16 protein-coding genes are annotated in these 19,114 nt (G+C 61.8%); 8 read left to right on the top strand and 8 right to left on the bottom strand.

Going from position 1 to position 19,114, the window contains the following annotated elements:
* Nucleotides 1-742 precede the first annotated feature (742 nt).
* Nucleotides 743-1,123 carry a hypothetical protein gene (locus K5L01_RS00865; RefSeq protein ID WP_250061069.1) on the top strand — a complete coding sequence of 127 codons (381 nt, stop codon included), beginning with the start codon at nt 743-745 and terminating at the stop codon, nt 1,121-1,123.
* A 14-nt stretch (nt 1,124-1,137) separates the two neighbouring features.
* Nucleotides 1,138-4,761: a MobF family relaxase gene (gene mobF, locus K5L01_RS00870; protein WP_250061072.1), complete on the top strand. Its 3,624-nt coding sequence runs from the start codon at nt 1,138-1,140 to the stop codon at nt 4,759-4,761.
* Between the two features lie 44 nt (nt 4,762-4,805).
* Here mobF and K5L01_RS00875 read toward each other — a convergent pair whose 3' ends face one another.
* The 6 genes from K5L01_RS00875 to K5L01_RS00900 all read right to left on the bottom strand — a co-directional run bounded on the left by K5L01_RS00875 (nt 4,806) and on the right by K5L01_RS00900 (nt 13,424).
* A complete protein-coding gene (locus K5L01_RS00875; RefSeq protein ID WP_250061074.1) occupies nt 4,806-5,780 on the bottom strand; it encodes an Abi family protein in 975 nt (324 codons plus the stop codon).
* Nucleotides 5,781-5,924: 144 nt separating this feature from the next.
* Nucleotides 5,925-6,422, bottom strand: coding sequence for a hypothetical protein (locus tag K5L01_RS00880; RefSeq protein WP_250061076.1), 498 nt, complete (start codon nt 6,420-6,422; stop codon nt 5,925-5,927).
* Nucleotides 6,419-9,679: a type I restriction endonuclease subunit R gene (locus K5L01_RS00885; protein ID WP_250061078.1), complete on the bottom strand. Its 3,261-nt coding sequence runs from the start codon at nt 9,677-9,679 to the stop codon at nt 6,419-6,421. The genes K5L01_RS00880 and K5L01_RS00885 overlap by 4 nt, the downstream gene beginning before the upstream one ends.
* A gap of 8 nt (nt 9,680-9,687) precedes the next feature.
* Nucleotides 9,688-10,965, bottom strand: a complete 1,278-nt coding sequence (locus K5L01_RS00890) for a hypothetical protein (protein ID WP_250061079.1) — start codon at nt 10,963-10,965, stop codon at nt 9,688-9,690.
* Entirely contained in the window at nt 10,962-13,016 is a 2,055-nt protein-coding gene (locus tag K5L01_RS00895; RefSeq protein WP_250061080.1) for a type I restriction-modification system subunit M, read from the bottom strand. Before K5L01_RS00895 ends, K5L01_RS00890 begins: the two co-directional genes overlap by 4 nt.
* A 168-nt stretch (nt 13,017-13,184) precedes the next feature.
* Entirely contained in the window at nt 13,185-13,424 is a 240-nt protein-coding gene (locus tag K5L01_RS00900) for a hypothetical protein (protein WP_069139113.1), read from the bottom strand.
* A gap of 1,068 nt (nt 13,425-14,492) precedes the next feature.
* Here K5L01_RS00900 and K5L01_RS00905 point away from each other — a divergent pair.
* The 6 genes from K5L01_RS00905 to K5L01_RS00930 all read left to right on the top strand — a co-directional run bounded on the left by K5L01_RS00905 (nt 14,493) and on the right by K5L01_RS00930 (nt 18,005).
* A complete protein-coding gene (locus tag K5L01_RS00905; protein WP_250061081.1) occupies nt 14,493-14,741 on the top strand; it encodes a hypothetical protein in 249 nt (82 codons plus the stop codon).
* Nucleotides 14,734-15,657, top strand: coding sequence for a hypothetical protein (locus K5L01_RS00910; protein ID WP_250061082.1), 924 nt, complete (start codon nt 14,734-14,736; stop codon nt 15,655-15,657). Before K5L01_RS00905 ends, K5L01_RS00910 begins: the two co-directional genes overlap by 8 nt.
* Before the next feature lie 444 nt (nt 15,658-16,101).
* Nucleotides 16,102-16,350, top strand: coding sequence for a hypothetical protein (locus tag K5L01_RS00915; protein ID WP_250061083.1), 249 nt, complete (start codon nt 16,102-16,104; stop codon nt 16,348-16,350).
* A gap of 11 nt (nt 16,351-16,361) precedes the next feature.
* Nucleotides 16,362-16,628, top strand: a complete 267-nt coding sequence (locus tag K5L01_RS00920; RefSeq protein WP_250061085.1) for a plasmid mobilization protein — start codon at nt 16,362-16,364, stop codon at nt 16,626-16,628.
* A 79-nt stretch (nt 16,629-16,707) separates the two neighbouring features.
* On the top strand, nt 16,708-17,304 hold the full coding sequence (locus K5L01_RS00925) for a type 4 pilus major pilin (protein ID WP_250061087.1): 597 nt from the start codon (nt 16,708-16,710) through the stop codon (nt 17,302-17,304).
* A 131-nt stretch (nt 17,305-17,435) separates the two neighbouring features.
* The gene (locus tag K5L01_RS00930; RefSeq protein WP_250061089.1) at nt 17,436-18,005 is read left to right on the top strand and encodes a type 4 pilus major pilin; all 570 of its coding nucleotides are present in this window, start codon (nt 17,436-17,438) and stop codon (nt 18,003-18,005) included.
* Nucleotides 18,006-18,155: 150 nt separating this feature from the next.
* Here the strand turns inward: K5L01_RS00930 and K5L01_RS00935 are convergent, their stop codons facing one another.
* Nucleotides 18,156-18,434, bottom strand: a complete 279-nt coding sequence (locus K5L01_RS00935; protein ID WP_250061091.1) for a hypothetical protein — start codon at nt 18,432-18,434, stop codon at nt 18,156-18,158.
* 3 nt (nt 18,435-18,437) lie between these two features.
* The gene (locus K5L01_RS00940; RefSeq protein ID WP_250061093.1) at nt 18,438-19,010 is read right to left on the bottom strand and encodes a hypothetical protein; all 573 of its coding nucleotides are present in this window, start codon (nt 19,008-19,010) and stop codon (nt 18,438-18,440) included.
* Nucleotides 19,011-19,114 lie beyond the last annotated feature (104 nt).

Below are 19,114 nucleotides of genomic sequence, written 5' to 3' on the forward strand. Positions count from 1 at the left end.
CCGCCAACAAGCCGCCCGAGCATAGCGAGGGCGGCTTCGATTTTGCGGAAGCAACGGCAGCGGGCGGTCGGCCAACCTGTCAGGCGGCTGGTGGACTGTCTTGATCTTTGGGCAGTGCTGGCGGGTCGACCAGGACGCAGCGGGAAAGGAAGCGCGACAGATCGCCGACCAACCGGGCGCGGTCTGCGTCGGCCGGGGCGAAGTGGGGCGGAAGGCGCGAGACGATGTCGTCGGCGAACTTGGCAGCGTCGGCAGGCGGAATTGGCGTGCGGTTGGGCATGGCGCAGATGGCTTTGGTCGTTGGAATGAGTCTGCGGCGGGAGGCGCGTTTGGCAAGTCAGCAGGCCAGCGTCTGATGAGTCGTTGTGGCGGCTGGCTGAGAACAGGGAGCGCTAGAAGGCAACGCTGGACAGATGGGAAAGGTGGGCGCAGCGTGTTGTCGCGGGATAACGACGAGTGGGGGGCGAGGCTGGGCTGGCTGGGCAGGGGGGCGCAGCTTGGCTGGCGGCGACGCCAGACGATGGGGCTGTCTGGCGTCGGAACGGCCGACGATGAAGCCGTCGACCGCAAAAGCCAATGACTAGGTCATTGCTGACAAGCAGCAATACACGAATGCACCTCCGGTGTTTCGTGTGGCCTGCGGCCGGCTTGAAAATCAAAGACTTACCCCCGTAACACCCCGCTATTGCGCTTTTCAAAACCCACCGCAAACTGGAATGGGAGCATTCCCGCCCCATCCCAAATGAGCACCCTGATCCAATTCCGCGTCAGCGGCGAAGACGAAAAAGCCATCCTCGAAGCAGCCCGCCATGCGGGCATGCGACCGGCCGACTACGTCCGCCATGCCGCCAAGCTTTCGGCCAACCGTCCCGACACCGCGCTGGACCGGATCGAGCGGCGCCTTGCAGAACTGGAAAGCAAGCTAGCCACTCCCGCCGCGCCAAGCCCAGTCACGACCCATGGCCCAGCCACCTTGGTCAAAGGCTTGGAGGCGACCGACCTGATCTTAGAGCTGCGGCGTGAACAGATCGCCGGCATCAACGCCATCCTGCGCCTGCTGGACGGCGAGCCACTGCCCGACATTCCACACCGCCGGACGACGGCCGGCCTGAGCGAACACTGATAGGTGGCTGACTTATGGCCATCTTGAAGTCCACCCGTCTCAGACTGAAGACCAGCGGCAGCGTCGACGCCGTCCGCGAGTACCTGCGCACCACGCGCGAGTACTACGCTCAAGCCGGGGAGAGCTCCAACGGCAAGACGATCCTGCCGGACGCGGAATGGTGGGACACCACTGCGACCGACCGGTTGGGCCTGAACGATCCAGGACGTGATCAAGACGAGGACTTCGCCAAGTTGCTGGCTGGGTACCACCCCCGCACGGGGGCGCCCTTGGTCCAGAACGCGGGCGAGGCCGGCCGCTGTATGGGCCTGGACCTGACCTTCTCCCCGCGCAAGGAGTACAGCTTGGCGTTCGTCGCTGCCACGCCTGAGCAGCGCGAGCAGATGACCCAAGCTTTCCACCAGGCCCGCGACAAGGCGCTGGGCCTGATCTCCAAGGGCGTGAATACCCGAGCCGGGAAGGGCGGAAAGCGCCACGTGGCCATCGACGGCTTGGTGATCCGGGCGGTGGATCACATCGATAGCCGAAGCGGTGACCCCCAATGGCATTGCCACGCTGTGGTGGCCAACGTCGCCTTGGACGCTGATGGCGAGTGGCGGTCGGTCGATTTCAGTGACCTCATGCAACAGACCGGCAGCCTCCAGGAGGCCGCCCAGGAAGTGTTCGCACGGGAGCTGGCCGAAGGGTTCCAACGACTGGGCTTCGGCATTGAGCGGACCCGAATCTTGGACGAAGACGAGCGCGACACGGGCAAGGTAGCCAACAAGATCGCCGGCATTGAGCAGTCCACCTGCGACGCGTTCTCGTCTCGGCGCGCTGAGATCAAGGAGGCGATCCAGGCCGCGGCCGAGAAGGGCGAAACCCTGACCGGTGGCGAGGCGGCCATGAAGACCAGGGCCGCCAAGCACCTGAGCGCCAGCGAGGTACTGGTGGCTGCGCGCAGCCGCCTGGAAGAGCTGGCGGCGCTCACGCCCGGCCACTTCGTCCGGGCGGGCGACCTGCTGGGGCGGGAGTCGACGGAGCTGGAAAAACAAAAGAGCGCCCGCCAGTGGTTCGACGAGTTGCATGCCACCGATAGCCACTGGAACCGCTCGGCCCTGATCGCCAAGCTGGCCCGCGAGCTTCCGTTGGGCACGGGCCTGGACATCCCGGAAGAGGCCGACCGGTTGCTGGCAGAGTGGGAGGCTAACGGCACGATCATCCGCTTGAAGGACGACCCCAAGCGGAAGCAGGCACGTTGGTGTTCGCGCGACCAGTGGTTCCTCGAGGTGGGCGTGTTGCCCGCGGCTAGGGCGCGGGTGGAAGATCCGGGGCTGCGTCTGAGTCGGTCGGCTGCCAGGACGGCGATCACCATGCACGAGGCAGCTATGTCCGAGCGCTTCGGCAAGGAGGTTCACCTGACCGACGAGCAAAAGGCCAGCGTGTATCACGTGCTATGCGAGACGGGTGGCCTTGCCTGCATCATCGGCCAGGCCGGCACCGGCAAGTCCGCCAGCGCTGGTGCCTACATCCGTGCATTCGAGCTGGCGGGGCGACGAGTCATCGGCACGTCCACAAGCCAGGCGGCCACGGACAACCTCAAGAAGGAGGCCGGGATCGAGGGCTACAACTGTGCCGAACTGCTCCACGCATTGGACAGTGGCAAGCTCACCTTGGGTCTGGACGATGTCGTTGTGCTAGACGAGGCGGGCATGGTGGGCGCCAAGACCTTCCGCCGGATCCAGGAGCATGTAGACAAGGCGGGTGGCAAGCTTGTGGCCGTGGGAGACCCCAAGCAGCTGGAAGCCATCGAGGCCGGCGGCCCGTTCGCTGAGCTGTGCGAGAAGTTCGGAGCCGCGGAGATCACCCAGATCCAGCGGCAGCGGAACCCCGAGGAGCGGGCGCTGGCGGAGTCGTTCTACGACGACAAGAAGACCGGCCAGGACATCGTCGACGAGATGCTGGCCAAGGGCTTCCTCCGGCAGGAGAAGCGACAGGTCAAGGCCATGGCCGAGGCCTACCTGGCCGATGAACGGGGCGTCCAGGACAAACTGATCGTCGTACACACCCACAAGGACGCCGCGGCCGTGGACCACTACGTCCGCCGCGGCTTGAAGGCCAACGGCCTGCTCCACGAACGGGCTGCCGAAACCCTGACCCTGGGGTCGGGCGAGTACGAGCGACAGCTGGAAGTCTGTCTGGGCGAGCGCATCCGGTTCCAGAAGAACGACCGCAAGGACAAGGACGGCAAGCGCCGGTGGAACAACAACGACATCGGAACGGTGATCGGGTTCAAGCGCGCCACCAGCAAGCGGGGCCTGGTCCTGAAGATCAAGATGGACGACGACGGGCGGGTGGTGGAGGTCGACACGGCCAAGTTCCAGCGCTTCGGTTACGCCTATGCGCGCACCGCCCACAGCGCCCAGGGCTTGGGTGCGGAGAGCGTGTACTGGCTGGCCAGGGGCGGGATGATCGACCGCAACGCCGGCCTGGTGGCCATGACGCGCACCAAGAGCAACTTCCACGCCTTCGCCTCCCCCGAAGAGGTGGCCCGACTTGCCGGTGCCCTGGACGAGTGGGGCAAAAAGGAGACAGTCAAGGAACTGGCCAGGCGGCGGAACGCGCCGGAGGTAGCGGCCACCTTGCATCAGCCATTGCCGACCGCGCTGGGTGAGAAGGAGCACCCGTTGGTCAGCGGCGTGCAGCAGGTCAAGGCGGCCGAGACGATCAAGAGCCTGGATCACGCCCAGGAGGTTCAGCGCGCCGGGCGCGAGTTCGATCAGGCCATGACCATATGGCAGGAGCGCTGCATGGAAGAGGGGGCGGCAGTCTTGGGGCGCTTGGAAGCTTTGCAGGCACCGGACGGTGATATCCAACGCTACAGGGACATGGGCGGCGGCGATGACCCCTACATCGAGGCGTCGTTGAAGAAGAAATACGACAAGGCCATGCGCGAGCTCAAGCAGCTTGAAGAGCGAAAGGCCGTACTGACGCGTGCGTCCCCAAAACATCTGGACAAGCATGGCCAAGAGCTCATGGCCTGGCTGGATGACTTCTACATCGGTGGGAGTGAGGCGGCCCGGCGCGATAAGGCCCTGCGGAACGCCCCCACGCGGATGCCAACGCTACGGGAGCGGGCGGTGTACCGTCGGCTGGCTGTTCTGGAACGCAGCCAGATCAGCCTGGACGACATCGTCACGTCCTTGGAGTACGCCAATCAGGCGCCAGAGCCCGCCCAGCCCGAGCCGACGACGGCACCTGTCGGCGACGCTGGCTGGAAGAAGACGCAGCAGATCATGGTCGACCAGGAGGTGTTCTTCACCCGCTTGGCCGAACGTCAGCGGCGCAAGATCGAGCGCGATCGCCAGCAGCGTGTGCGTATCGAGAAGGCCGGCGATGACCTGGCCAAGCAGACGGTAGTGTTGGGTGCTGACACCAGCGTATCGCTGGACGACATCGACTGGGAGACTTCCCGCTTCCCGGATCGGGATAAGCAAGCGAAAGTTGATGCTGCAGCTGCTCACGGCCCAGGTATCTCAGGGCGAAACCACCTGTCGTCGCCTAGGAAACGACCAGGTGTCTTGCCCACCCAACCGCAACTGCCGACACTACCGCAATCCCCACGGCCGCCTTGGGCAGATCAGGAAATCGGTATGTGACGCCGCATCACCCTGCAGTTAGGGCTGACGTGGAGTAAGGGGGGCTACTGCCAAATCGGCAACAACTGCCAGCCAGCAGGAAAGCCCATGGCGACCCAGTTGGCAGGTGGTTGACTCTCTATCAAGGCTCGTGTCCGCTGGATCCAGCCAGATCCGGGGCTCACGCGTTTCATCATCCAAGCTAGCAAAACCAGGGTGTTGTAGATCCGAGCGGCGTTCTGGTCAGATCGGTTCAACTGCCGGCCCAAGGCGGCGGGCTGCTTGGGGAGTCTTGCACGTTTGGTCAGGTCACGGTTCCAGAGCCGGCCGTGGTGCGCGCAGACGTTGCGGACATATGCCAAGTGCTGGGCGAAGGAGATCAAGACCGACTCGTCCAAGTCGTAGGCATTGGCGATCTCCTGTCTGACTTGGCGCTGCAAAATTGCGGCCATCCATCGGGACAGGTCGCCCATTGACAAGATCTCACACATCACCCAGATCGGCGGTTCCTCATTGCGGTTGAGGTAGTGCTTGAGGAAGATCTCGTTGCGGGTGGTGTAGTGGTGTTCTAGGCGCTCAATCAGCTCACCATGCTTGCGATCATCGAACGCGATCGCTTCACGGTGAGCGATCGTGCCGTGATGTGTGGCCAGGACATAGGCCCACTGGGTACGGAGCGAGACTTCGATACGCTCGATGGCATCGTTGATTTCTAGCCGGAGCTTGCGATCGAAGCTATACAGATCGATGACCTGCGAGAACGTAGTGCCCGGCTTGAACGCATGCTCGCCCTGTGTGGCGCATGCATCCTCCATGGGCATCCAGTATCCGCGCAAGCGGTAGTAGTTGATGTGCGCCAGGTGATGCTTGGTGGACGGCTCATCCGCCACGGGTATCGACATGCCGCGATCTTGCAGCTTGGTCACCTGCGCATCGAAGGTGTGGGGCACCTTGTTGGGGACTTTGCGGGGCGCGGCAGGGCGCTTCCACTTCAATTGCCACCAGCGGGCGAGCCGCCGGGCAAACTTGGGCTTCCGCATTCACGAAGCCCCAAATAGAAACCCGCCTGGGTGCGCTTGCGAACCGAGGTCCGTAGAGGCGGGGCGGGTGTTATTGGGGATCATCATACCGGATTGGGTAGGCATCGCAACTCGGTCCGTTCAGGTTTCTGGGGGAGCAGTCATTTACCAGGTCAAGACCCGTTCTTGGCGTTCTTGCGACCCGTCAGGGTTGGTCCAGGAGACAATGGCATCAAGCCTGGACGGCGTCCCTAGGTGGACAGCAGCCAGCACACTGAGGATCTGGCCGGGGGCCAAGGTGGCGGGCAGCTTGGCCGCGTAGTCCTGTGCCACCAATGGGCTGTCCGACGTCAGGACCTCGAAGTGGCACCCAGTCGCAGGAACGGCACCCTCGTTCCTGAGGCTGAACTTGTAAGAGGGCGCGACGGGGTGGCCGAACTTGTTGCGGTTCTCGACCTTGATGATCTCGAGAGAGAGGAACGCCTTGTTTTGACGATCCTGTTCCTGCTGCAAGTGGAGTTGCGCAAGGGCATCTTGGGCGCGGGCTAGTTCATTGGCGTCCCTCGCCAGCCTGTTGGCTACGCCAGCCCGATACATCGCCACAGCACTTACGATCAGTGCTACCACTGCGATAGCAGTGGTGACGCCCTCGAAGTACGTCATCCGCCCAGCTCCGCGCGATCGAAGTTCTGACCTGCCTTGATCATCTCGTAGAGCAAGCCGACAAGCGGGTCCAGCGCTTGCTTGTCGTTCTTCAACACCTGTGTCACCAGGTCCGTGTGCGACCCCAAAGCCCGGACCAGTGCCGACTGGACAGTGCCCTTGATGTTGCCGTTCATCGCCACGTCTCGGGGATTGTTCTTGATCTGGGCCACGGTGTTGGTGTCCTCGCGCACGATGTCGGCCAAGTGGTTCACCAGGGCTACCTTGTCGGTCAGCGGTGTGGCCTCACCGAAGATCGAGTTCAGGCGCGCGATCACCTGTCGCAGATAGACCGGGAGCTCAGCCTGGCCACCGCCACCGGGGCCAACGGGTTTCAGGATGACGGCCTCTTCCTTGGGCGGTTCCTCGCCACCGGGCATGTCCTTGGACTTGATGTCGAAGCCCGTGAGAACCAGAGCCGACACGTCCACTTGCTCGGGCGGCACACCATGGAGGCGCTTGGCCAGCATGCGGGCGAAGCTAGCGAAGGCCTCCAAGCCTGGATCGCCAAGATCGATGGTCTGGGCGATGTAGGTGTACAGCGATCCGAACCGGGTCAGGCCGGATTTGAAGTCCAGCAACCGCTGCAAGGCTTCAGCGTGGCCCGTCCGGGTGGCGTCCGCTTGCTTCATGCCGGCTTCGTTACCTTGCGACTTGGCCGCCTCGTAGGCGGCCTCAGCCGCCTGGATGGCGGCGCGCCGCTGCTGGACCTGGTCGTTGAAGCGTTCGGTAGGCACAGTGGTGGCGTCGTACAGCTCCTTGTGCTGAGCCTGCTCGCCGGCAGCAAAGGCAGCAGCGGACTTGAAGCGCACGGCTGCGTAGGCGGCTACCTCGCTTTGCTTGTAGATCCCGGCCTTGTCCAGTTCAGCCTGGAGGTCGTAGATCACGTTGGGGTTCTGGACATCGACAATTCGAGCGCCCTTGTCGTACTTGGCGAACGCATCCAGGATGACTTGCGGGTCGTTGACGAAGTCCACCACGAAAGTGGTGTCCTTGCCTGGCGCAGTACGGTTGAGGCGGGACAGCGTCTGAACGATCTCCACGGGGTTGGCGATCTTCTTGTCCAGGTACATCGCGCACAGCTTGGGCTGGTCGAAGCCCGTCTGGAACTTGTTGGCCACGATCATGACCCGAAACTCGGGGCGGTCGAACACCTTGCGCAGGTCGGATCCGTACTGGCGCGGGTTCATGTTGCTTTCGGTGAACTGCTCGTCGTCTGCTGCTGCGAACGGGTCGTCCTTCAACTGCTCGTCGGAGCTGTGGACGACTTCCTTGCCCGTCAGCGAGCCGGAGAACGCCACCAGGGCCTGGAAAGCCTTGTGCTGGGGGTGCGCTTCGATGTAGGCGTCAAAAGCTCGCTTGTAGCGCACGGCAGAGGCACGGGAAGAGGTCACGATCATGGCCTTGGCCGTACCCCCTAGGAGCGGGGCGACATTGGCAGCGAAGTGCTCGACGATGAACTCGACCTTCTGGGTGACGTTGGTCGCGTGCAGGTTGAGCCATTTGGCCAAGGCACGCTTGGCCGCCTTCTGGGAGACCCGCTTGCCGTCCTTGACGGGCTCGGCCAGGTTGAAGGCCGTCTTGTAGGGCAGGTAGCCCTTCATGACATCGAGGATGAATCCCTCGTCGATGGCCTGGCGCATGGGGTACTTGTGGAAGGACTGCGGCTTGTTTTCCTTGCTGGGCGGCTTGCTCGGATCGGCAAGCCGCCCGAACAGGGTCAGGGTGGCGTGCTTGGGCGTGGCAGTGAAGGCGAAGTAGGAGACGTTCTTCGGGCGAACGCGGGAGGACTGAATCTTCTCCAGGAGCTCCTCGACCGTCAGGCCCTCCATCTCCTTTGCGTCGCGCAGGGCCAGGGTGGCCTGCAGCTTGGATGCCGCCGAGCCGGTCTGGCTGGTGTGGGCCTCATCGATGATGACGGCGAAGCTGCGGTCTTTCAGCTTGCCGTTGGTCAGCACCTGCTCCATGGCGTAGGGGAACGTCTGGAGCGTGACCACGATGATCGGCGTGCCGCGCTCCATGGCCCTGGCCAGTTCCTTGGACTTGCTCTCGCCCGTGTCCCGATCACCGATGGCGGCGATCAGGTCATCCTGATGGTCGATCTGCTGGACGGCGTCCTGGAGCTGCTTGTCGAGCACCGTTCGATCAGTGACTACGATTACCGAGTGAAAGTAGGGCACGCCTGCATCGGTGCGCAGGCGGATCAGGTCATGCGCCGTCCAGGCAATGGTGCTGGTCTTGCCGGAGCCCGCCGAGTGCTCGCACAGGTAGGTCATGCCAGGGCCGTTGGCTTTGGCATCGGCGATCATCTTGGTGACGGCATCCCACTGGTGGAAGCGCGGGAAGATCTGCGTCTCCTTGCGGGAGTGGTTGCCGGCCAGGTCGACCACGTCCTTCTTCTCGGTGTACACGAAGCTGTGGAAGATCCGCAGCCAGTTGTCGCGCTGGCAGACCTGCTCCCAGAAGAACGCCACCGGGTACTCGCCATCCGCTCGGATGGGGTTGCCTGTCCAGACGCCATTGCTGCCGTCCCGGCCCTGATTGAAGGGCAGGAAGTAGCTGTTCTTGCCGTCCAGCTTCGTGCACATCTGGATTTCGCTGTCAGACATGGCGAAGTGAACGACCGCGCCCCGCTGGAATGTCAGCAAGGGCTCCACACGCCCTGTTGCCTTGTCCTTTGGCAGGCGGTCGTTCTTGTACTGCTCGACGGCGGCTTCCGCAGACTGCGTGAAGTCAGTCTTGATCTCCACGGTGGCCACGGCCAATCCGTTGATGAAGAACACCAGGTCGATGGCCAGCGTGCTGCCTGGGCGATACTTGAGCTGGGGCACGACGCGCAGGATGTTGGCGTTGTAGCGCTCCCAAGCGGAAGGATCGCGCTCGTCCTCCGGCAAGCCCTCGCTAAGAGCAATCTCGCCTGCGCCGGCCACCTTGATCCCCTTGCGCAGCACGTTGACTGTGCCCTCGCGTTCCAAGGCCTGGGCAAGCCTGTCCATGAGCGTGGCGGATGCCTTGTCGCCATTGCCCGCCTCCAACTTCTCCCACTTCTTGGGCTGGGTCGCTTTCACCCACTCGACCAGATCTTCCGGATACAGGGCGTGGTTCTGGTCGTAGCCAGAGGTGTCGCCCACCTTCCAGCCGCGTGCTTCCAGTTGCTTGACGACGTACTGCTCGAAGTACTTTTCGCGGTGGGCGGTGTCGGTGAAGACGGGATGCATGGCTGTCCTTAGGCGGCGGGGCGCAGATCGAGCTTGCCGGTGACGGCAGCGGTAATCAGGGCTGTTCGGTGTTCGCGCAGCAGTTCGATGGATCGTTCCGTCTTGGCGATCAGCGTGTCGATGCGAGAGGTGGCGCTGTCCAGGTGGGCGACGATTGCCTTCGCCTCACGTTCCGTCGGGCGCGGCACTTGGATTGAGAGGAATGGGCCAGGACGAATGGTCTTGCGCAGGCCCTTGTAGAAGGGCCTGAGGCGCTTGTATTCGTCTACATGCAGGAAGAAGTAGTAGAGATAGCGCGCCCACAATTCGCTCTGCGGCCGGAACACCGTGTAGGCGCCGGTCAACATTCCGTCCTGAGGTGCTACGCCTACCGTCCTTGGGGTCTCGTCCATATCGAAGAGGCAGAAGACCATCTCACCAGCGGATATCCGCTGATAGCCATCGAATGAGGTAGGCATCTTGCCCGTGGGATTTTCCAGGTCGCGCTCAATCACGCCTTGCAGAGTGAGCGACAGCAACTTGGTGTTGCTACTTTCGCTGCCAACGATGTCTCGGCGTAGCTGCAAGAACGACTTCAACGGAGCGGTATCCCAGGTTTCAGGCACCTTCCCAAGCCACTCCACGCCGCTGTCCTTCATTGGGGCGCCGGGATCGAGCCCCTTGGTCACGGCATGCGTGATCAAGGCCTGGCGCTTCTCGCGCAGCAGCTCAATGAAGCGGGTCTTCTTCGCGACCAGGGTGTCGATACGGGAGGTGGCGCGGTCGAGGTAGGAAGCGATTTCTTCCATTTCGCTGATGGGCGGCACAACGACTGGGAGGCGCTTGAGATCGGCGAACTTCATGGACTGCCGTATGCCGCCGCCGATCCCATAGAACACCTTGGAGGTGTCGTATGAGCGCATTAGGTACTCGAAGAAGCGGGGGCAGGTCTGCGGTCTGACAGTGACATAAGCGGACGTGATGATGCCGCGCTCCAAAGCGCGAGCCGACCGGAGGCTGCGTTGATCGTTCTGCAGATCAGTGAGCCGGAAGACTATGTCGTTTGCCTCGATGATGTTATATCCCTCGAAACTTGCAGGCGTAAGCCCCCCGAGACGATCCATGTCCTTGCGCACCAACTGGCCATAGCTCAGCGATAGCAGATTGCGTTCTTTCAATCCTGTGTTGGGGCTAACGACCTCAGCCGCAAACGAGTAGAACGGGCGGACGTCCCAATGCAATGGGATGGTTCCGACCCATTCCATGCCTGAGTCCTTCATCGGCAGGGTGGACAGTGCTGGCGTCATTCAGCCACCTCATCCAGCAGCACGGCGATCTCAGCTTCCACGGCTTTCAGCTCGGCATCGATCTCATGCAGGTCACGCGGCGGGACGTACTTGTAGAAGTAGCGGTTGAAGTTGATCTCATAGCCAACCTTGCCGATTTGGCCGTCGCGGTCATCGGTGTAGCTGGCGTCCACCCAGGCATCGGGTACATGGGGCAGGACTTCGGTGTCCATGTAGTCGCCGATGTTCTGGTCGAGCGGAACGCTCTCGAAATCTTCCAGTTCCTTGTCGGGTACCGGATTTCGTTCCTCATCGAGGACTTCGGGTGCGTCGGGATCGCGTACCCCCAAGGCGCCTTCCAAGGCGTTGGCCAGCGGCTTGCTGATCTTAGGGAGGCCAGCCTTCCTTGCAGACGCTGCCAACGTGGTGAACCACTCGTAAGGATGGGTCTGGCCCAGGTCCTTGCGCAGCAGGGTCAACCATTTCTCCTGGTCGTCTTCGTCCAGCTTCGCGAAGGCCTTGCTGGTGGCCAGAGCAGACAGGCCCTCCTCGGTGATCTTGGCAACCAGACGCAGGGGGCGCTGGATCTTGATCCGGCGGTAGCCGAAGTCGCGGTAGTCCACGATCCGCACGTTCTCGCTAGGCGCGAAATCGGCATAGAGACGCGCAATGTCCTGGGCCTGCTCATCGCTGATGTAGCGCCGCTTGTTGCCCTCGGACTTGCGCATGGGGCTGTGCATGCCCGTGGCGTCGATCAGTTGGACCTTGCCCTTCCGCTCGGCGGGCTTGCTGTTGTCCAGCAACCAGATGTAGGTGCCGATGCCCGTGCGGAAGAAGATGTCGGTGGGCAGGGCCACGATGGCGTCGATCAGGTCGTTTTCCAGCAGCCAGCGACGGATCTCAGACTCACCCTGGCCGGCGTTGCCGGTGAACAGGGGCGAACCGGACAGGATGATGGCCGCACGGCCTCCGCCGTTCTCCGGGCGTTCCAGCTTGGAGACGAGATGCTGGATGAAGAGCATGGAGCCGTCGGAGACTCGCGGCGTTCCTGCACCGAAGCGTCCAGCGAACCCCATTTCCTTGGCCTCGCGTTCGACGAAGGCCTGGTCCTTCTCCCACTTCTTACCGAAGGGCGGGTTGGACAGGCAGTAGTGGAAGCGCTGGCCAGCGAAGGCGTCCTGGGACAGAGTGGACTTGGGGCCAGCGATGTTAGCCGACAGGTCTCGGGCGGGCTCGGTCTCCAGGCGGCGCAGCAGCATGTTGGCCAAGGCCACCGCGTGGGTTTCTGGTTCCAGCTCCTGACCGAAGGGGATCAGCACGGGCGGGGCCTTGCCTTGCGCTGCGAAACCATCGACGTGGTTCATGGCGTCGGTGAGAAAGCCGCCGGTGCCACAGGTGGGGTCGTAGAGCGTGCGGATCAGGCCGGGGTTGTCACGGAACAGGGCGTCATCCGGATCGAGCAACAGCGTCGTGGCCAGGTGGACCACGTCGCGCGGCGTCATGAAGTCCTCGGCCGCTTCGTTGACCTCCGAGCCGAACCGGCGGATCAGGTGCTCGTAGATGTTGGACATGACCCGGTCGGGCACGACATCCGGATGCAGGTCGGTGTTGGCGAAGTTCTGGCAGATCTTGAACAGGATGTCCGCGCGGGCCAGGCGGGAGATCGTGTCGGTGAAGTTGAACTGATCGAAGATGACGCGGGCGTTGTCCGAGAAGCCGGCGACGTACGCTTCCAGGTTGGACTTGGTCTTGGTCGCGCCCAGGGTGGCAAGCGAGTACTGCGAGGTGTTGTAGAAGGGCAGGGCGGCGGTCTGGCGCAGGATCAGCGCCGTGTCCAGCCCCTTGTCCTTGAACTTGGCATGGGCCTCGCGAACCTTCTCGCGGGTGGGTTCCAGCACGCATTCCAGACGACGTAGCAGGGTGAACGGCAGGATGATCTTGCCGAAGTCCGTGTGCTTGAAGTCGCCCCACAGGTCCTCGGCGTTCTTCCAGATGAAGCTGGCCAGGACGGTGTCGGAAGCCTTGGGGGCTTCTGCGGGTGCGGTGCTGGTGGTCTTGCCGTTCTTGGTCATGGTGCCTGCGTTGTCATCGAAATGGCGAAGTGCTGCCCGGACCGGCCTGAGGGCCGGCGGACGGACGAGCGCGTGTTGCGTGTTAAGTCCCCACAGGCATCCAAGCACAGCGCCGTCTCCAGGGCTGAGACCGGGAGGGCAGCCAGAAGGCGGATGCACGGACGAAGGTTACCCAAGGGGGTACCTCCGCGCGAACTCGGCCACGATCTGGGCGAGTCGCTGCTGGACGGTCTTGCGGCGGGGGTGGCGCTTGGCCTCGGTCAGGGCCTGGCGCAGGGCCTCCTGAAGCTCGGCGTCCGTGCGTTCCTGGATGAGCTCGGAGGCTATGGATTGGGGGGCGCTCAGGGTCTTTGCCGCGGCCAGCTTCTTTCGTTCCCGGTAGGCGCGCCCGCGCTCGGCAACGCTCATCGGGCCCGCGGTGGGGTCCTTACATGGGCGGCCCGTTAGGGGCTTGGCAGCTGAGGGGTTGTTTTGCATCACGAAAGGTGGGTCGGGCTGTCCCGTAACCTACGGGTGATGCAACACGAAAGCAAGGGGCGGTTGTGAATTCCAACCGAAAGTTGTGGCGGTACTACCCTTGACGGTGAGCGGTGTAGTTACTCAATAGGGTCGGGGTATTTTTCGGGCGGCGGGGTGGCTCGAAAGCCCGGTAGTGCGCAAGTTAGTTGCGCTGGTCGCAATTTGGCTTGCGGTGAGCGCAATTCGGCTTGCGCTGGACGCGATGGCTCTGCCTGGGCATGTGGCCGCCTGCCGGCGGCCGGACAACTGGGGAAGAGCAAGGGCCTGGGCGGCGCTGGCGCGCCGCTGCTCCGCGCTGGGGTAGGTTGGGCAGGGTTGGCACGTGGGCGGGCGCTGGCGAGCTGCTGAGAGCGATACAGGGCCCAAGGCCGAAGGCAGGCCGCCGGCAGGCGGCCATGGTCCTGGCCACCGGCCAGTGGTCCGCTCCCGAAGGGAGCGTAGTGATGGGGAGGTTCCCCATGGGTGCGGTGATATCCACCCACAGCACAGGCCGGCAGGGGCGCAGCCCCCGGCGCTGTTGCTGTTGCCTTGGCTGTTGCTTTCCCCTCCCGATCAAAGATCGACGCGCGCGCCAGCGCGCCCTCTATCCTTTAGGTTCTAAAGCCTAAAGCCTTCGCGCGCGTAACGCGCGCGCGATGCACTTTGCTCAGACTGCTGATAATTCAAGGGCTTAGGCGAAGCGGTGATGGCCACAAAACGAGCTGTTTTGCACGGTGATATCCACCTTTTGCACGGCGATATCCACCCTAGATCCGATCTTGCACGGTGATATCCACCCTGTGCACGGTGATATCCACCTTTCCACGGTGATATCCACCCTCGATGGGGCGCGGTGATATCCACCTTGCCGCGGGCAGATACTTACGGCTGTGTAAGCTGCAGTACGAATGAAACAAGGTCGCTTGACGATCTTCGATTTTCTGCTTGCATCTTGGTGAGTTCTAATCAGGAAGACCCATGCCCTCCCAGAAGACCAGCACCTACCATCTCGTTCAAGGTGAGCCGCTTTCCGTCAATCGCGTGGCCCGACTAACCGTGTCGCAAGACAAGCGATTAGTGGCAGCAGCGAAGAAGAGTGGCGTCAAGGTGGGCGTGTACATGCGCGCCGTCCTTGATTACGCCGTTGCCCAGGAGTGGAAAGTCGAGCATCGGGCCGACATCGTCGAGCGCGTGGTCAGCGAGAAGAAGGGGGGGCATCATGGCTGACGGCCAGGAAGTGGAAGCCGGCACGAAGCTGGTGGCCAAGAAGGCGGCAACGCTGTCACCCCTGCCACTGTCGATCGCCCGCAGCGCGTTGTTCAGCGTCGCGCCGAATGGTCCATCCTCCAAGCATCGCGTAATTCCCACAGCAAAGAAGGGGGTGAACGCGACAGTTACCTACACGGGACCACATCTGAACATGGAGCATTTTCGCTTGTGGCAGGCGCTGCTGTTTATCGCAGAAGAACGTGGTCAGCTCGGGGGCGAAGCATTTGAGGTGCCATTGTCCGAAGTGCTGCGGTGTATGGGTAAGGACTACAAACACAAGGAGCTCAAGCAAAAGATCAGCAGCATTCTGACGGAGCTCAAGGCGGCGGTGGTAACAGTTATCTCTGATCGTGTTTGCTACCAGAACGACAGTCTGATTGACGTAGGTGACCTGGATCTCGAAACACGAGTATTGACTGTAAAGTTCGGTAAAAGGATCGCAACGAGGCTGCTGGACCGCGAGATATTGAAGAACGACATAGATCGGTCGCGCGAGTTCAAGCGACATTACCTGGCCATCTGGCTGCATGGCTTCATTTCCAGCCAGGCTAGTCGGGCAGACAAGAAAAACACCACGCATACGTTCTCGGTTGACGAGCTCCGTCGTTTGTGCGGCACGCAGGTCAAGGCGCGCTGGCATTTCTGCCAAGACTTGGAGCGGGCGCTTGAAAAGCTAAAGAAGCCGGTGGATGGCATTGCTCCGCTGGTGAAGAGCTGGAAGTGGGATGACGAGCGCACCAAGAAGAACGTGATCGTCGAGAAGGTGCACACGCTGGTGAAGCTGCTCGATGAGACGAAGGGAACGGCGGGGGCGAAGGAGCGCCGGACAGCAGCCGAAAAGGCAGCCGCTTCGCGGGCGACGGTGGCGCTGTGATCAGTCGAGAGATGCACCACCAAGACGAGGCTGGGCAAGCCTGCGCATAGGTTGACGCCGGAGGCAGGCCGCCTCTGGCGGCCAAGGCCTTGGCCCGCGGCCAGAGAGCCCGCGCCCGAAGGGCCGCCCAGGACCGAGCGAATATCACCGCAGGACAGTCAGCCAGGTCCCAAGCTAGCAAGCCTACGCGCCTATGGGTGAAACCCTTACATAGGCCGCCAATCCTCTCCTATGACACCGCCCACCCGCCGCGCGCACTCTATCCCTGCCGCCTGCGTTGCTAGATCGGACCAACACCATCGACGGAATGTCTGGGGTGCCGTGAAGCTCGCCGTCCATGAGGATAGGGCGGCTCTACTGACGCGTTGCGATACCTCCGCCCAACGTTGACGAACGCCAACATTCTGCTACTCGTGGTTACATCACAACCATGAGCACCACAGCATGCGGAAGCAGGGCGAAAACACCGGCAAGATCATGCCGGACAAAGAACCGATCAAGAAGGCGCGCGTCGTGGGAACGCGTATCAGTGGCGCCCAGGCTGAGAAGCTTGAGCCCTTGGCCAACGCCAGCAACATGACCGAGTCCACCTACATCCGGCATGTCATCCAGCGCGCCATCGACGAGGGCTGGGTTTTCAAGCTCGAGATGACGGCTGTTGCCACTGCGGCGCCGAAGCCGCGCGGCCCCTGAGCGGAGGGGACATGCGCGAAACTGGAGCCAACTATGGGCGGCTGGCACCCGACCAGCACCTCACGATCAAGGACAAGCCGGTATCCGCTCGCGTGAGCGGTGAGCAAGCCGAGCAAATCGAAGTCCTGGCTGACGCAAGCAATATGACCATGTCGACCTACCTGCGGCTGATCTTGCAGAAGGCCATCGACGAACAGTGGGTCTATCAGCCATTGGGGAATGCAGAAACTGCGAACGAAAGCAGCAAAAAAGCTCAGCTTCAGCGCATGGGGCGTTGACTGCGTTCATGTTCTGTATAGGTTCAAGCCATGGCCCTGGGTAAGGGCTGCTCGCAAAACCTACTCAGAGACCTATTCCATGAAAAACTTCAAACAGGCTCGCTCTCAGGGCGGCTTCTCGCTGATCGAGTTGCTGCTGGTGCTGGCCATCATCGCCGCCCTGGCCGTTGCCGCGTTCATCGTGTATCCGCGCGTCCAGGCCGGCCGTAACGCTTCGTACGAGGCCCAGGTCCTGTCTTCGGCTCAGGCCGGCGTCAAGGCTCTGTTCACCACCAACAATTACGCGAAGTTGAGCAAGGCTGCCGCCTTCAACGCCGAGATCTTCCCGGCCAACATGAACCTGTCGGAAACCTCGATCAAGAACCAGTGGGACGGTGAAGTGGAAGTCGGTCCGTCGACTGCGAAAGGCGCTGCTGCTACCGCCACTGGCAACACTCCGGTTCGCTACTTCCGCTTTGTGTACCGAAACGTTCCGGCTGACGTGTGCATTCGCCTGGCGGGTGCTGCGGTCCAGAACTTCGGTACCGTGCTGATTGACAAGGCCAATGGCGGCGCGGGTGAAATCGTCCAGGATCTTTATTCGCCTGCGAATGTTCCTTTGAACGAAGCCGAGATTGCCAAGAACTGCAAGGCAGCCGCCCAGGTTGGCGCCTCGATCACTTTCGTGTCGAACTGATTTTTCCATCAGCGACAGATGTGCGGGTAAGCGCCATGCACGAGAGGAAACCAGCGGCGCCAAAAGCGCCGTTGGTTTTTTGCTTTTCCGTCAGCTAGCGGAGACGCATAACCTACTCAGAGACCTATTCCATGAAAGCCTTCAAACAGGCTCGCTCCCAGGGCGGCTTCTCGCTGATCGAACTGCTGCTCGTACTTGCCATCATCGCCGCACTGGCTGTGGCTTCATTCATCGTGTACCCGCGCGTACAAGCTGGTCGTAGTGCTGACTACGAGCTCAAGGTTCTAACCGCGGCTCAGGCTGGTGCCAGGGCGCTGTTCACCTCTGGAAACTACACCCATCTCAGTAATGAGGTCGCCCAAAATGCTGATCTTTTTCCGAAAGATATGAATATCAGCACGGGTCAGATCCGGAACCAATGGGGGGGGTGGGTATCAATTCTGCCGGCCGAGCATGGTGGGTCGAATCGTTATTTCAAGATCGACTACACAGGTGTTCCAACTGACGTGTGCATCCGCTTGGTGGGTGCGGCTGTCAAAAATTTTGGGAGGGTAGATGTCAGTACCCAGGATTGGGAGGCTGGCTCTACTGTCCGAAATATTTATCCGGGGAGGCCTATTTTTGAATTGGACGAGGCGAAGGTTGCTACTAAATGTCGTGGCACCAATGGCAAGGCCAATATTGTATTCATATCTGACTGATTGAGCCTATGCGTAAAACTGAGTGGATTTCCTGGGGCTAATCTTCTGTTCGCTCTGTCTGTTCGAGTCGGGCTTGCTCATTCCAGATTTTGCGTACGACCAACGGCGCCCTGGGGCGCCGTTGGTCTTCCTCGTTTCCGTTTCTTGCGCTTACGCATCGCAGTCCTCCTTCTGTTTCTCGCAGTGTGTTTCTGCCCGTTTCTTGGCGAGCTGATCCGTTTCAAGGTCGTAGCGGGCGAGGGGGCGCACTTCCTTATGCACGATGTGGAGGATCTTTTCCCAGTCAGCCACGCCATGCCGTTCGATTGCGTCCTCGGTCTTTTGCAGCAGCAGAGCGGCAATCCGGATGCGAGCGCCAATGCTGGCCTCGGCCATAGGGTGGCGGTCGAGGTAAGTCATCAAGCAGTACGCTTTCAGGGTGTTCTTCATGGCTCACCACCAGCTCGTGTAGTAGACGAACTTGTCAGCGGCCAGCGCTTCGCGTGCCTTTGCGATGAACTCGAGGTCGCCGGTTCGTTCCGAGCCGTCGCTTTCCCCAAAGCCGGGTCCCGTCGTGCGAGGAAGCTTGCCGCGCAAGACGGCGCGTTCGAGTTCGATGAGAGAGCGTGTGCTCAGGACGACCCGATGCCTTTGGTTGAACAGGCGCTTAGCTTGCGACGGAGTGGCGAGGGGACTGGCCCAGCGACGGTGCATCCAGCCGTGCAGGTTGGGGTGCTTGCGCCAGCGATGGAGCAGAGTGCTTCCAGGGAGGACATACTTGCTATCCAGGAACGCTGCGCCAATGTCCGAGGTGGCCAGGTGTGACACCGGCATGGCAAGGAGACCGAGCAGCCCGTTCAAGCTAGGGTCTACCAAGTAGGCCTCTACTTCCGAGGGGCGCCCGGTCGTAATCGCGCCCGTTGGAAGATCCTTCCCATCCTTCGGGATGCGGTAGTTGAGAACATCGGTTGCAAACCGAAATGCCGCCGAGCGATCGAGGGAAAACGCGTACATATCCAGACCCATTGGCTATCTCCTGTTGGTTGGGAGACGCTATGGTCTTGCCTGATACGAGGCCGACTGGGTTGCAGCGTTACCACCTAGAGCCCGGTGGCGAGGGCATAGACCGA

This window comes from Stenotrophomonas mori (assembly GCF_023556335.1).
Taxonomy (GTDB): domain Bacteria; phylum Pseudomonadota; class Gammaproteobacteria; order Xanthomonadales; family Xanthomonadaceae; genus Stenotrophomonas; species Stenotrophomonas mori.